Annotated in this window: 12 protein-coding genes; all 12 read left to right on the forward strand. The window is 59.1% G+C overall.

Annotated elements, in window-relative coordinates; all coding sequences use genetic code 11:
* Positions 1–254: 254 nt before the first annotated feature.
* The 12 genes from lrhA to nuoL all read left to right on the forward strand — a co-directional run bounded on the left by lrhA (position 255) and on the right by nuoL (position 13,855).
* Positions 255–1,190 (forward strand): transcriptional regulator LrhA, encoded by a 936-nt coding sequence (gene lrhA / locus ABUK12_RS24235; RefSeq protein ID WP_410014205.1) that lies wholly within the window; start codon positions 255–257, stop codon positions 1,188–1,190.
* A 671-nt stretch (positions 1,191–1,861) separates the two neighbouring features.
* On the forward strand, positions 1,862–2,299 hold the full coding sequence (locus ABUK12_RS24240; RefSeq protein WP_331121040.1) for an NADH-quinone oxidoreductase subunit A: 438 nt from the start codon (positions 1,862–1,864) through the stop codon (positions 2,297–2,299).
* Between the two features lie 15 nt (positions 2,300–2,314).
* Positions 2,315–3,001 carry an NADH-quinone oxidoreductase subunit B gene (locus ABUK12_RS24245; protein ID WP_331121041.1) on the forward strand — a complete coding sequence of 229 codons (687 nt, stop codon included), beginning with the start codon at positions 2,315–2,317 and terminating at the stop codon, positions 2,999–3,001.
* 91 nt (positions 3,002–3,092) lie between these two features.
* Positions 3,093–4,892, forward strand: coding sequence for an NADH-quinone oxidoreductase subunit C/D (gene nuoC, locus ABUK12_RS24250; RefSeq protein WP_410014206.1), 1,800 nt, complete (start codon positions 3,093–3,095; stop codon positions 4,890–4,892).
* Between the two features lie 2 nt (positions 4,893–4,894).
* Positions 4,895–5,428 (forward strand): NADH-quinone oxidoreductase subunit NuoE, encoded by a 534-nt coding sequence (gene nuoE / locus ABUK12_RS24255; RefSeq protein ID WP_410014207.1) that lies wholly within the window; start codon positions 4,895–4,897, stop codon positions 5,426–5,428.
* Positions 5,425–6,774 carry an NADH-quinone oxidoreductase subunit NuoF gene (nuoF, locus tag ABUK12_RS24260; RefSeq protein WP_410014208.1) on the forward strand — a complete coding sequence of 450 codons (1,350 nt, stop codon included), beginning with the start codon at positions 5,425–5,427 and terminating at the stop codon, positions 6,772–6,774. Before nuoE ends, nuoF begins: the two co-directional genes overlap by 4 nt.
* A 109-nt stretch (positions 6,775–6,883) precedes the next feature.
* The gene (gene nuoG / locus ABUK12_RS24265) at positions 6,884–9,613 is read left to right on the forward strand and encodes an NADH-quinone oxidoreductase subunit NuoG (protein WP_410014209.1); all 2,730 of its coding nucleotides are present in this window, start codon (positions 6,884–6,886) and stop codon (positions 9,611–9,613) included.
* Positions 9,610–10,587 (forward strand): NADH-quinone oxidoreductase subunit NuoH, encoded by a 978-nt coding sequence (nuoH, locus tag ABUK12_RS24270; RefSeq protein ID WP_410014210.1) that lies wholly within the window; start codon positions 9,610–9,612, stop codon positions 10,585–10,587. Before nuoG ends, nuoH begins: the two co-directional genes overlap by 4 nt.
* Before the next feature lie 14 nt (positions 10,588–10,601).
* Positions 10,602–11,144, forward strand: coding sequence for an NADH-quinone oxidoreductase subunit NuoI (gene nuoI / locus ABUK12_RS24275; protein ID WP_410014211.1), 543 nt, complete (start codon positions 10,602–10,604; stop codon positions 11,142–11,144).
* A gap of 10 nt (positions 11,145–11,154) precedes the next feature.
* On the forward strand, positions 11,155–11,715 hold the full coding sequence (gene nuoJ, locus ABUK12_RS24280) for an NADH-quinone oxidoreductase subunit J (RefSeq protein ID WP_410014212.1): 561 nt from the start codon (positions 11,155–11,157) through the stop codon (positions 11,713–11,715).
* Complete coding sequence (gene nuoK / locus ABUK12_RS24285) at positions 11,712–12,014, forward strand: NADH-quinone oxidoreductase subunit NuoK (RefSeq protein WP_162367989.1); 303 nt, start codon at positions 11,712–11,714, stop codon at positions 12,012–12,014. The genes nuoJ and nuoK overlap by 4 nt, the downstream gene beginning before the upstream one ends.
* Positions 12,011–13,855 carry an NADH-quinone oxidoreductase subunit L gene (gene nuoL, locus ABUK12_RS24290; RefSeq protein WP_410014213.1) on the forward strand — a complete coding sequence of 615 codons (1,845 nt, stop codon included), beginning with the start codon at positions 12,011–12,013 and terminating at the stop codon, positions 13,853–13,855. The genes nuoK and nuoL overlap by 4 nt, the downstream gene beginning before the upstream one ends.
* The last annotated feature ends 72 nt before the right edge of the window (positions 13,856–13,927 follow it).

The raw sequence follows: 13,927 nt of genomic DNA on the forward strand, positions 1-13,927 counted from the left end.
TGTGAAATTTAGTGTCTCATCCAGGACGAGGGCTGGATTTCGAGGACCGGGGCTACCTTTTATATCGGTTAGAGCTTTGTTTGATGAGTGCGAACTCCCCAGAGATTAAAGCATGTACCAGTTAACATAACGGCCGTGGTAACGTCGCTATGGTATGAAGGGGATATGCTCATAACAGTTTTAGCTTGGAAATGATTTTTTTGAAACGCCAGGGTAGTAGTGTGTAATTAGAATACAAAAGTGAAGACAATATTATGACCAATGCAAATCGTCCAGTGCTCAATCTTGATCTTGATTTATTGAGAACGTTTGTTGCAGTCGCTGATCTCAACACCTTTGCGGCCGCTGCAGCATCAGTATGTCGAACACAGTCGGCTGTCAGCCAGCAAATGCAACGATTAGAACAACTTGTCGGCAAAGAGTTGTTTGCCCGTCACGGTCGCAATAAGCTGTTGACCGAACACGGAATACAATTACTGGGTTATGCCAGGAAAATTTTACTGTATAACGACGAGGCATGTACTTCCTTGATGTACAGTAATATCCAGGGGGTGCTGACCATCGGTGCTTCCGACGATACTGCCGACTCAATTTTGCCTTACTTACTCAGTCGTGTAACGCGGATCTATCCAAAATTAGCGATTGACGTTAATGTCAAACGCAGCCCTTTGATGCAGGAAATGCTGACAAACGGCGAAGTGGATCTGGCTATTACAACATTGACTAATCCAAATCATCCTTACGTTACGCTGCGTTCGTCGCCGACGTTATGGTTCTGTTCGTCGGATTACCGCTTTATTCCAGGGGAAGTTATTCCGCTGGTGGTGTCCGATGAGCCCAGTCCCTTTCGCGCCATGGCCATCGAGCAACTGCAGGCCGCCGGCATCTCATGGCGCATCGCCTACACCGCTTCTACTCTGGCCGCCGTGCGCGCCGCAGTAAAAGCGGGATTGGGCATTACCGTCCGGCCGGTGGAGATGATGAGTTCCGATCTGCGGGTGCTGGGGCAAAACGAAGGATTGCCGACGCTGCCCGATACGCAGTATGTCCTGTGTAAACATCCCCAGTGCGAGAATGAACTGGCCATGGCTATCTTCAGCGCGGTACAGACCGGTAACGACTCCTATAAACCAGACGTGGCCCGCCCGGTAAAAGGGGAGGGGGAAAGCTTCACGGTCAGTGACGAATAAATGAAATCAACTGGATATTAAGCCCCTGAAAATGGGGCTTAATTTTTTGTAAAATATAATTTATGCTGTAATAATGTAGTTTTATATTTCAACAGGTCTTAAAATACAGTCTTCCCGCCTGGTATCCCCGGTCCGTCATCTCCGTCGCGCATTAGCGCGCGCACCCCAGAACTGGTTGTTTTTTATTCATGCCAACTAAATCAAAACACTGTTTCTATAATGTTTTTTGGTTAATGGCGCACAGAATGTGCATCTTTTATTCTGATTAGTTGCAAAATTGTGCCCTGGATCAAATTTTGCCCTTACCGATTGCGCGGAATAACGTGATTTTGCCTGAAAATGGTATAGTTACCTGCGGGCAATCATGGTGTCATAGAACCGCCCTATGTTATTGCTATGTTGCTGGCGCGCAACACTGACTCGATTAAGCTAAAATCGTGCGCATCAAATGTTAATTAGATATTAACTGTGTAAATTACTATGAAGTTTCTTTTGTCCAAGTTGACAAAAGGTTATGTAAAGGAGTAAAAACCCCACACAATGGCTGTGTATGCCGGTGGCAACAGCGCGGTGCGGTTTTTTCCTACTCCTTCCCATAAATCGATGTGGTGAGTCGAACTGCCGTTGACGAAGAGCAGACTGCAAAATGCCACTTTTGATGAGCAAAGAAAATGTCAATAACCACTGAAGTTACCGCCCATTACTGGGCGTTCGCCGTATTCCTCGTTGGTGCCGTCGGCCTGTGCTGCTTTATGCTGCTGGGTGGTTTCTTATTAGGCGGACGCGCCCACTCCCGCTCAAAAAACGTGCCCTTCGAGTCCGGTATCGACCCGGTGGGGACGGCAAGACTGCGTCTTTCGTCTAAATTTTACCTGGTGGCCATGTTTTTCGTCATTTTTGACGTGGAAGCCCTGTATTTATACGCCTGGTCGGTATCCATCCGCGAAGTCGGCTGGGTCGGTTTCTTCGAAGCAGCCGTTTTTATTATTGTGTTGTTGGCGGGCCTGGTGTACCTGGTGCGCGTCGGCGCGCTGGACTGGACGCCCGAGCGTTCCCAGCGTCTCAAGCGCGCGGGCCCAATCGCCGAAAACCAACGTCATCAGCAGTAACAGCGAGGCATAACCATGGATTACACCCTCACCCGTGTTGAGCCGGACGGTGAGAATGGCGGTGAAAATGACCGTTATCCCCTGCAAAAACAGGATATCGTCGCCGATCCCCTGGATGGGCACGTCAACCGCAGCGTTTTTTTGGGTACCCTGGAAAACGCGTTGCATAATGCGGTGAACTGGGGCCGGGGCAACTCGTTGTGGCCGTATAACTTCGGCCTGTCCTGTTGCTACGTCGAAATGACCACGTCCTTTACCGCGGTGCACGATGTGGCGCGTTTCGGGTCGGAAGTTATTCGCGCCTCACCGCGCCAGGCGGATTTCATGGTGATCGCGGGCACGCCGTTCACCAAGATGGCCCCGGTCATCCAGCGTCTTTATGATCAAATGCTCGAGCCGAAATGGGTGATTTCCATGGGCGCATGCGCTAATTCCGGCGGTATGTACGATATTTATTCCGTCGTGCAGGGCGTGGACAAATTTTTGCCGGTCGATGTCTATATTCCCGGCTGCCCGCCACGTCCGGAAGCCTATATCCAGGCGCTGCTGCTGTTAAAGGAATCCATCGGCAAGGAACGGCGTCCGCTCTCCTGGGTGGTGGGCGATCAGGGGGTTTATCGCGCCAATATGCAGTCGGAGCGCGAGCGTAAACAGGGCGAGCGTATCGCGGTAACCAACCTGCGATCTCCCGACGAGATTTGACGCGCGCGGCGATGTGGCGGTTGTCGTCCATAATCATTTAACGCGCACAGTGGCATGACGCCGGCACAGCATTAATTTGGTGAAAATAACTATGACAGAGTTGATGACGCAACATCTCGCCCAGCCGGCCTGGCAGACCCGGGATCATCTTGACGATCCGGTAATCGGCGAATTGCGTGACCGTTTTGGCGCCGAGGCGTTTACCGTCCAGCCCACCCGTACCGGCATTCCGGTGGTATGGGTCAAACGCGAGCAGATTCTCGAGGTCTTGACGTTTTTAAAAAAACTGCCGAAGCCCTATGTAATGCTCTACGATCTGCATGGCGTGGACGAGCGCCTGCGCACCCATCGCCAGGGCCTGCCCGCCGCTGAGTTCACCGTGTTTTATCACTTGATATCCATCGACCGCAACCGGGATATCATGCTGAAGGTGGCGCTCTCGCAGAGCGATTTCCATCTGCCCACCGTGACCAAAATTTTCCCCAACGCCAACTGGTATGAGCGCGAAACCTGGGAAATGTTCGGCATGACCTTTGACGGCCATCCGCATTTGACCCGCATCATGATGCCGCAAAGCTGGCAGGGCCATCCGTTGCGTAAAGACTATCCGGCGCGCGCCACCGAATTCGATCCTTATATGCTGACCAAGCAGAAAGAGGATCTGGAAATGGAAGGGCTGACCTTCAAGCCGGAAGACTGGGGCATGAAACGCGGGCGCGAAAACGAAGATTTCATGTTTCTTAACCTGGGGCCGAACCATCCGTCGGCGCACGGGGCTTTCCGCATTATCCTGCAGCTGGACGGCGAGGAAATCGTCGACTGCGTGCCCGATATCGGGTATCACCACCGCGGCGCGGAAAAAATGGGCGAGCGCCAGTCGTGGCACAGCTATATTCCCTATACCGACCGGGTGGAATACCTCGGCGGCTGCGTCAATGAAATGCCGTATGTGCTGGCGGTGGAAAAACTCGCCGGCATCGTGGTGCCCGAACGGGTCGAGGTGATCCGGGTCATGCTCTCCGAGCTGTTCCGCATCAACAGCCATCTGCTGTATATCAGCACCTATATCCAGGACGTCGGCGGCATGACGCCGGTATTCCTGGCCTTTACCGACCGGCAGAAAATTTATGACGTGGTGGAGGCCATTACCGGCTTTCGCATGCATCCGGCCTGGTTCCGCATCGGCGGCGTGGCGCACGATCTGCCGCGCGGCTGGGACGGCCTGCTGCGCGACTTCCTGAACTGGCTGCCCAAGCGCCTGGATTCCTACGTCAAGGCGGCGCTGCGCAACAGCGTACTGCGCGGACGGGCCGAGGGCGTCGCCGCCTACGGCGCCCAGGAAGCGCTGGATTGGGGCGTGACCGGCGCCGCGCTGCGCGCAACAGGCATCTCTTTCGACGTGCGTAAATGGCGTCCGTACTCCGGCTACGACAAGTTTGATTTCGAGGTGCCGGTGGGCGACGGCGTCAGCGATTGCTACAGCCGCGTGATGCTGAAGGTGGAGGAGATGCGCCAGAGCCTGCGCATCCTTGAACAATGCCTGAACAATATGCCGGAAGGCCCGTTCAAGGCCGATCATCCGCTGACCACGCCGCCGCCGAAAGAGCGGACGTTGCAGCATATCGAAACCCTGATTACCCACTTCCTCCAGGTCTCCTGGGGACCGGTGATGCCGGCTAACGAATCGTTCCAGATGATCGAGGCCACCAAGGGGATCAACAGTTATTACCTGACCAGCGATGGCAGCACCATGAGCTACCGGACCCGTATCCGCACCCCGAGTTTCCCGCATTTGCAGCAAATTCCCTCGGTGATTCGCGGCAGCCTGGTATCGGATCTCATCGTCTATCTGGGCAGTATCGATTTTGTTATGTCAGATGTGGACCGCTAATTATGCATGAACATACAGATACGCATGGGCGCGACGCCGCCCCCGGCCGCCAGGACGACACCGCCGCCTTTGTGCTCACGGCCCAGGAGCGCGAGGCCATCGAGCATGAAAAGCACCATTATGAAGATGCCCGCGCCGCCTCCATCGAAGCGCTGAAAATCGTGCAGAAGCAGCGCGGCTGGGTGCCGGACGGCGCCATCGCGGCGATTGCCGAGGTGTTGGGCATTCCGGGCAGCGATGTGGAAGGCGTGGCCACGTTTTACAGTTCGATTTACCGCCAGCCGGTCGGGCGCCATATCATTAAATATTGCGATAGCGTGGTGTGCCATATCACCGGCTACCAGGGCATCCAGGCGGCGCTGGAGCAAGCGCTCGATATTAAGCCGGGGCAGACCACCGGGGATGGGCGCTTCACCCTGCTGCCCACCTGCTGCCTGGGCAACTGCGACAAGGGGCCGAGCATGATGATTGATGACGACACCCACGTTCATCTGACGCCGGAAGGTATCGGTCCGCTATTGGAGCAGTATCGATGATCAAACAGATTGTACGTACCGCCGAAATGCATCCGTTGACCTGGCGCCTGCGCGACGACGGCCAGACGGTATGGCTTGACGAGTATCGCGGCAAGAACGGCTATGCCGGCGCGGAAAAAGCGCTCAAAGGCATGTCCCAGGACGACATTGTCACCCTGGTCAAGGACTCCGGCCTGAAAGGGCGGGGCGGGGCGGGGTTTTCCACCGGCCTGAAATGGAGCCTGATGCCCAAGGATCCGGCCATGAACATCCGCTATCTGCTGTGCAACGCGGATGAGATGGAGCCGGGCACCTATAAAGACCGCCTGCTGATGGAGCAACTGCCCCATTTGCTGGTGGAAGGCATGCTGATTGCCGCTTTTGCCCTTAAGGCCTATCGCGGATATATCTTCCTGCGCGGCGAATATATCGAGGCGGCGGTGAACCTCAGGCGCGCCATCGCCGAAGCCACCGAGGCCGGTTACCTGGGCAAGAATATCCTCGGTACCGGCTTTGATTTCGAGCTGATCGTCCATACCGGCGCCGGGCGCTATATCTGCGGCGAAGAGACGGCGCTGATCAATTCCCTGGAAGGCCGCCGCGCCAACCCGCGCTCCAAACCGCCGTTCCCGGCCACCGCCGGCGCCTGGGGCAAACCGACCTGCGTCAATAACGTCGAAACCCTGTGCAACGTGCCGGCCATCCTTGAGAACGGCGTGGACTGGTACAAAGGCATCACGGCGGGCAAAAGCAGCGATACCGGCACCAAGCTGATGGGGTTTTCCGGGCGGGTCAAACATCCCGGCCTGTGGGAATTGCCCTTCGGCATCACCGCGCGCGAGATCCTGGAAGATTACGCCGGGGGCATGCGCGATGGCCTGACGCTCAAGGCGTGGCAGCCGGGCGGCGCCGGCACCGACTTCCTAACCGGCGATCACCTCGACCTGCCGATGGACTTCGAGAATATCGGCAAGGCGGGCAGCCGCCTGGGCACGGCGCTGGCCATGGCGGTGGATAATGAAATCAATATGGTATCCCTGACGCGCAACCTGGAAGAGTTTTTCTCGCGCGAGTCCTGCGGCTGGTGCACACCCTGCCGCGACGGCCTGCCCTGGAGCGTGAAGCTGCTGCGCGCCATAGAAAAAGGCGAGGGGCAGCCGGGGGATATTGAAACGCTGGAACAGCTGTGCCGGTTCCTCGGCCCGGGCAAAACCTTCTGCGCCCATGCGCCGGGCGCCGTCGAGCCGCTGCAAAGCGCGATAAAATATTTCCGGGAAGAATTTGAAGCGGGAATTGCAACGCAGCATATCGGTAATACCCGCACTATTGCCGGTATCCAGCCAAACTTGCTGAAAGCGCGTTGGTAACCCTGCATCCGCGCCTTTAGGCCAAACGAGGCCGGGCGGATGTTATGCACCCGAGACGCATTTTGATTAACGCCCGCGCTATTGCGGGCCACACTTGAGCATGCTGACTATGGCTACCATTCATGTAGACGGCAAAGAATACGAGGTTAAGGGGTCGGACAACCTGTTGCAGGCATGTCTTACCCTGGGTCTCGATATTCCTTATTTTTGCTGGCACCCGGCGCTGGGCAGCGTCGGCGCTTGCCGCCAGTGCGCGGTCAAGCAATATCAAAACGCCGAGGATACGCGCGGCCGGCTGGTGATGTCGTGCATGACGCCGGCGTCGGACGGTACCTTTATCTCCATCGATGATGAAGAGGCGCAACAGTTCCGTAAAAGCGTGGTGGAGTGGCTGATGACCAACCACCCCCACGATTGCCCGGTGTGCGAGGAGGGCGGCAACTGCCATCTGCAGGACATGACGGTCATGACCGGCCAGAATTTCCGCCGTTACCGGTTTACCAAGCGCACCCACCGCAACCAGAACCTCGGCCCGTTTATCTCCCACGAGATGAACCGCTGCATCGCCTGCTACCGCTGCGTCCGCTACTATAAGGATTATGCCGACGGCACCGATCTGGGCGTCTACGGCGCCCACGATAACGTCTACTTCGGCCGTCCCGAGGACGGCACGCTGGAAAGCGAGTTCTCCGGCAACCTGGTGGAAGTGTGCCCGACCGGGGTGTTCACCGATAAAACCCATTCCGAACGCTACAACCGCAAATGGGATATGCAATTCGCGCCCAGCATTTGCCAGCAGTGCAGCGTGGGGTGCAATACCAGCCCCGGCGAGCGTTACGGCGAGCTGCGGCGCATTGAAAACCGCTTTAACGGCAGCGTTAACCACTACTTCCTGTGCGATCGCGGCCGTTTCGGTTACGGTTACGTCAATCTCAAGGATCGTCCGCGCCATCCGCTGCAGCGCCGCGGCGACGACTGGATCGCCCTGAACGCCGAACAGGCGATGCAGGGCGCGGCCGACGCGTTGCGCCACGCCAAGAAGATGATCGGCATCGGCTCTGCGCGCGCCAGCGTGGAAAGCAATTTCGCGCTGCGTGAACTGGTGGGCGCCGCCAATTTCTATACCGGCATCTCCGGCGCCGAGCAGGCGCGGCTGGCCCTGATGCTGGACGTGCTGCGCAACGGCGGCGTGCATACCCCGTCGCTGCGCGAAATGGAAAGTTACGACGCGGTGCTGGTGCTGGGCGAGGATTTAACCCAGACCGGCGCGCGCATCGCCCTGGCGGTACGCCAGGCGGTGAAGGGCAAGACCCGTGAAATGGCCGCGGCGCAAAAAGTCGCCGACTGGCAGATTGCCGCCATCCAGACCATCGGCCAGCATGCCCGCCATCCGCTGTTTGTCACCAGCGTCGATCGCACCAAGCTTGACGATATCGCCGCCTGGACCTATTGCGCCCCGGTGGAGGATCAGGCGCGCCTGGGCTTTGCCGTCGCCCATGCGCTGGACGACAGCGCCCCGGCGGTGGCGGGTCTGGATGACGAGTTGCGCGCCAGGATCGATGTCATCGTGCAGGCCCTGGCGGGCAGCCGCAAGCCGTTGATCGTCTCCGGCAGCAACGCCGGCAGCGAGGCGGTGATTGCCGCCGCCGCCAACGTCGCCCGCGCGCTGAAAGGCCGCGGCGCCGACGTCGGCATAACCTTTGTGGCGTCAAGCGCCAACAGCATGGGACTGGCGCTGATGGGCGGCGGTACTCTGGACCAGGCGCTGGAACAGCTTGAGCAGGGCGCGGCGGACAGCGCGATCGTGCTGGAAAACGATCTGTACCGCCACGCGCCGGCCCAGCGGGTGGACGCGGCGCTGGCCAAAACCGTCAATCTTATCGTGCTCGATCATCAGCGCACCGCCATCATGGATAAGGCCAACCTGATCCTGCCGGCGGCCAGCTTTGCCGAAAGCGACGGTACGCTTATCAACCAGGAAGGCCGCGCGCAGCGCTTCTTCCAGGTATACGACCCGGCCTACTATGATGCCGAGACCATTATGCTGGAGAGCTGGCGCTGGCTGCATTCGCTGCACTCCACCTACCTGGATCGCCACGTGGACTGGACCCAGTTCGATCATATCATCAGCGCCTGCGCCGAGACGCTGCCGCAGCTGGCCGGGATCAAAGAAGCCGCGCCCGATGCCGGTTTCCGCGTCAGCGGCCAGAAGCTGGCCCGCGAGCCGCACCGCTACAGCGGTCGCACCGCGATGCGCGCCAACATCGACGTGCACGAGCCGCGCCAGCCCCAGGACAAGGACACCATGTTCGCGTTCTCCATGGAAGGCAACAGCAGCCCCCAGGGCATGAGCAAGCAGGTGGCCTTCGCCTGGGCGCCGGGCTGGAACTCCCCGCAGGCCTGGAATAAATTCCAGGCGGAAGTGGGCGGACACCTGCGCCACGGCGATCCCGGCGTACGGCTGCTGGAAGCGGGCGAGGGCCGTATGGACTGGTTCACCGACGTGCCGGCGGCGTTTGTCGCCCCGGTCGACGGCCAGTGGCGCGTGGCGCCGTACTACCATCTGTTTGGCAGCGAGGAAACCTCCCAACGCGCCGCGGTGATTCAGGAGCGCATGCCGCAGCCTTACGTGGCGGTAAGCCGCCAGGACGCCGAGCGGCTGGGCGTCAACAGCGGCACGCTGTTGGAATTCACCTGCGCCGGGCAGTCGCTGCGCCTGCCGGTCAGGTTCAGCGACGCCCTGGCGGCCGGTCAGGTGGGCCTGCCGTTGGGCCTGCCCGGCATTCCGCCGGTGTGGGTAGGACAACGCGTTGAAAACCTGCGGGAGGCCGCGTTATGAGTTGGTTAACATCGGACGTGATTGACATCATTCTGACGGTACTGAAAGCGGTGGTGATCCTGCTGGTGGTGGTCACCTGCGGCGCCTACATGAGCTTTGCCGAACGCCGGCTGCTGGGCCTGTTCCAGAACCGCTACGGACCCAACCGGGTCGGCTGGGGCGGTTCGCTCCAGCTGGTGGCGGATATGCTGAAAATGTTTTTCAAGGAAGACTGGGTCCCGCCGTTTTCCGATCGCATGATCTTCACCCTGGCGCCGGTTATCGCCTTTACCGCTCTGCTGGTGTCTTTTACGGTGATCCCGGTCAGCCCGACCTGGGTGGTCTCGGATCTGAATATCGGCGTGCTGTTCTTCCTGATGATGGCGGGCCTGGCGGTGTACGCGGTGCTGTTCGCCGGCTGGTCGAGCAATAATAAATACTCGCTGCTCGGCGCCATGCGCGCCTCGGCCCAGACCCTCAGCTACGAGGTCTTCCTGGGCTTGTCCCTGATGGGCGTGGTGGCGCGCGCCGGTTCGTTCAGTCTCGGCGATATCGTCGCCTCCCAGGCCCATCTGTGGAATATCATTCCGCAGTTCTTCGGTTTCGCCACCTTTGTGCTGGCGGGCATCGCGGTCTGCCACCGGCATCCGTTCGACCAGCCGGAAGCGGAACAGGAACTGGCCGACGGCTACCATATCGAATATTCGGGCATGAAATTCGGCCTGTTTTTTGTCGGCGAATATATCGGCATCGTCACGGTGTCGGCCCTGATCGTCACGCTGTTTTTCGGCGGCTGGCAGGGGCCGTTTTTACCGCCGTTCATCTGGTTTGCCATTAAAACCGCCTTCTTCATGATGATGTTCATCCTGATCCGCGCGGCGCTGCCCCGTCCGCGCTATGACCAGGTGATGTCGTTCGGCTGGACAATCTGCCTGCCGTTAACGCTGCTGAACCTGCTGGCGACGGCGGCGGTCATTTTGTACAACGCTCAATGAGGGGTGAATAAACCATGACGTTAAAAGAATTAGTGTATGGTGCCGGCACCCAGCTACGCAGTATCTGGATGATCGGCATGCAGGCGTTCAGCAAGCGTGAAACGCTGATGTATCCCGATGTGCCGGTCAATACGGCGCCGCGTTTTCGCGGCCGCATCGTACTGACGCGCGACCCGGACGGCGAAGAGCGCTGCGTGGCCTGTAACCTGTGCGCGGTGGCGTGCCCGGTGGCCTGCATTTCCCTGCAGAAAGCCGAGACCGCGGACGGACGCTGGTATCCGGAGTTTTTTCGCATCAACTTTTCGCGCTGCATTTTCTGCGGCCTGTGCGAAGAGGCGTGTCCGACCACGGCTATCCAACTGACCCCGGATTTTGAAATGGGTGAGTACCGGCGCCAGGATCTGGTTTATGAAAAAGAAAATCTGCTGATTTCGGGGCCGGGTAAATATCCGGAATATAATTTTTACCGCATGGCCGGTATGGCGATCGACGGGAAAGATAAGGGCGAAGCGGAAAACGAAGCCAAACCCATTGACGTCAAAGGTTTGCTGCCCTAAGGAGTTAAGCATGGAAGTCGCTTTTTATTTGTCAGGCCTGGTGGCGATACTGGCAACCCTGCGGGTTATCACCCATACCCACCCGGTGCACGCATTGCTTTACCTGATTGTCTCGCTGCTGGCTATCGCCTGCGTATTCTTTGCGCTCGGGGCCTATTTCGCCGGCGCGCTGGAAATCATCGTCTACGCCGGCGCCATCATGGTGCTGTTCGTGTTCGTGGTGATGATGCTTAACCTCGGCGCCGCCGACCAGCGGCGCGAACGCGGCTGGCTTGCCCCGTCCGCCTGGGTCGGGCCGGGCATATTGTCGTTGCTGTTGCTGGCGATCCTGATCCGGGCCATTTACGGCGTGCCCGATCACGGCATATCGGGCGAGGTGATCAGCGCCAAGGCGGTGGGCATCGCGTTGTTCGGACCTTACGTCCTGGCGGTGGAGCTGGCGTCCATGCTGCTGCTGGCCGGGCTGGTGGTGGCGTTCCATCTCGGGCGTGAAGATCGCGAGGGCGATGCGCTGCCCAAGGGACCCAAGCTGCCCGATGGCATAAAAAGAAAACCGGAGGAGCAGGCATGATCCCGTTAACGCACGGACTCATTTTGGCCGCCATTCTGTTTGTACTGGGTTTGACGGGCATGCTCATCCGCCGCAACCTGCTGTTTATGCTGCTGGGGCTGGAAATCATGATTAACGCCTCCGCCCTGGCGTTTATCGTTGCCGGCAGCTACTGGGGACAGGCCGACGGACAGGTCATGTATATCCTGGCCATTAGCCTCGGCGCCGCCGAGGCCAGCATCGGCCTGGCGCTGCTGCTGCAGCTGCATCGCCGCCGCCAATCCCTGAATATCGATAACGTCAGCGAGATGCACGGATGAACCTACTCTATTTAACTATTCTGTTTCCCCTGGTGGGGTATCTGCTGCTGGCGTTTTCACGGGGACGCTGGTCGGAAAACCTGTCGGCCCTGGTGGGCGTCGGCGCCGTCGGCCTGGCCGCGCTGACCACGGCCTGGGTAGCGGTTGATTTTCTCGGCACGCGGGAAAGCGCGGCGGCGGTATTCAACCAGCCGCTGTGGACCTGGATGACTGTGGGCAAGTTTAATATCGCCTTTACCCTGTCGCTGGACGGCCTGGCGCTGACCATGCTGTCGGTGGTGACCGGGGTCGGTTTCCTGATCCATCTGTTTGCCTCCTGGTATATGCGCGGCGAAGAAGGTTATTCGCGCTTTTTTGCCTATACCAACCTGTTTATCGCCAGCATGGTATTGCTGGTGCTGGCCGATAACCTGCTGCTGATGTATCTCGGCTGGGAAGGGGTGGGGCTGTGCAGCTACCTGCTGATTGGTTTCTATTATAAAGAATCCAAAAACGGCGCGGCGGCGATGAAAGCCTTTATCGTCACCCGCGTCGGCGACGTGCTGCTGGCGTTTGCCCTGTTTATCCTGTATTCGGAACTGGGCACGCTGAATTTCCGCGAGCTGATGGTACTGGCGCCGCAGCATCTGGCGGTGGGCTCCACGGCCATCACCTGGGCGACGCTGATGCTGCTTGGCGGCGCGGTGGGTAAATCGGCGCAGCTGCCGCTGCAAACCTGGCTGGCGGACGCCATGGCCGGCCCGACCCCGGTGTCGGCGCTGATCCACGCCGCCACCATGGTCACGGCCGGCGTATACCTGATCGCCCGTACCCACGGACTGTTCCTGATGGCGCCCGAGGTCTTGCACCTGGTGGGCATCATCGGCGCGGTTACCCTGGTGCTGGCCGGTTTCGCCGCGCTGGTCCAGACCGATATCAAGCGGGTGCTGGCCTACTCCACCATGAGCCAGATCGGCTACATGTTCCTGGCGCTGGGCGTGCAGGCTTGGGATGCGGCCATTTTCCACCTGATGACCCATGCGTTCTTCAAGGCGCTGCTGTTCCTGTCCTCCGGTTCGGTTATCCTGGCCTGCCACCACGAGCAGAATATCTTCAAGATGGGCGGGCTGCGCAAGTCCATCCCGCTGGTCTATATCTGCTTCCTGGTGGGGGGCGCGGCCCTGGCGGCGCTGCCCGTGATTACCGCCGGTTTCTACAGTAAAGACGAAATCCTGTGGGGCGCGCTGGCGAACGGCCATTTCAACCTGATGCTGGCCGGGCTGGCGGGCGCGCTGCTGACCTCCCTCTATACCTTCCGCATGATCTTTATCGTGTTCCACGGCAAGGAGCAGATCAAGGCCCATGCCGGCAAAGGCATCAGCCATCACCTGCCCCTGCTGGTGCTGCTGGTGCTGTCCACCTTTATCGGCGCGCTGATTACGCCGCCTTTGGCGGGCGTGCTGCCGGACAGCCACCTGGGTGAAGAGGGCAAGATCACCCTGGAGATTGTCTCCGGCGTGGTGGTGATCCTCGGTATTCTGCTCGCCGCCGGGCTGTATCTCGGCAAGCGCCGCTTGGTGCATGCCGTGGCCGCCAGCGCCCCGGGACGGTTCTTCACCGTCTGGTGGTTTAACGCCTGGGGCTTCGACTGGCTGTATGACAAAGTGTTTGTCAGGCCGTACCTGGGCGTTGCCCGGCTGCTGCAAAGCGATCCGCTGAACAGCCTGATGAGCGTGCCGGCGGTGCTGGCGCGCTGGGCCGGACACGGGCTGACGCTTAGCGAGAACGGCCAGTTGCGCTGGTATGCGGCATCCATGAGTCTGGGCGCCGTGATTGTGGTGGCGCTGTTGATATTCGTGTAAACGGCGGCGGCGTTAAATGACACGCGCGGGGCGGGAAGAACACCGGCATCATGTCTTCTCCCGCCAGTAGGT

This window comes from Sodalis sp. C49, from assembly GCF_046352915.1.
Classification (GTDB): Bacteria; Pseudomonadota; Gammaproteobacteria; order Enterobacterales; family Enterobacteriaceae; genus Acerihabitans.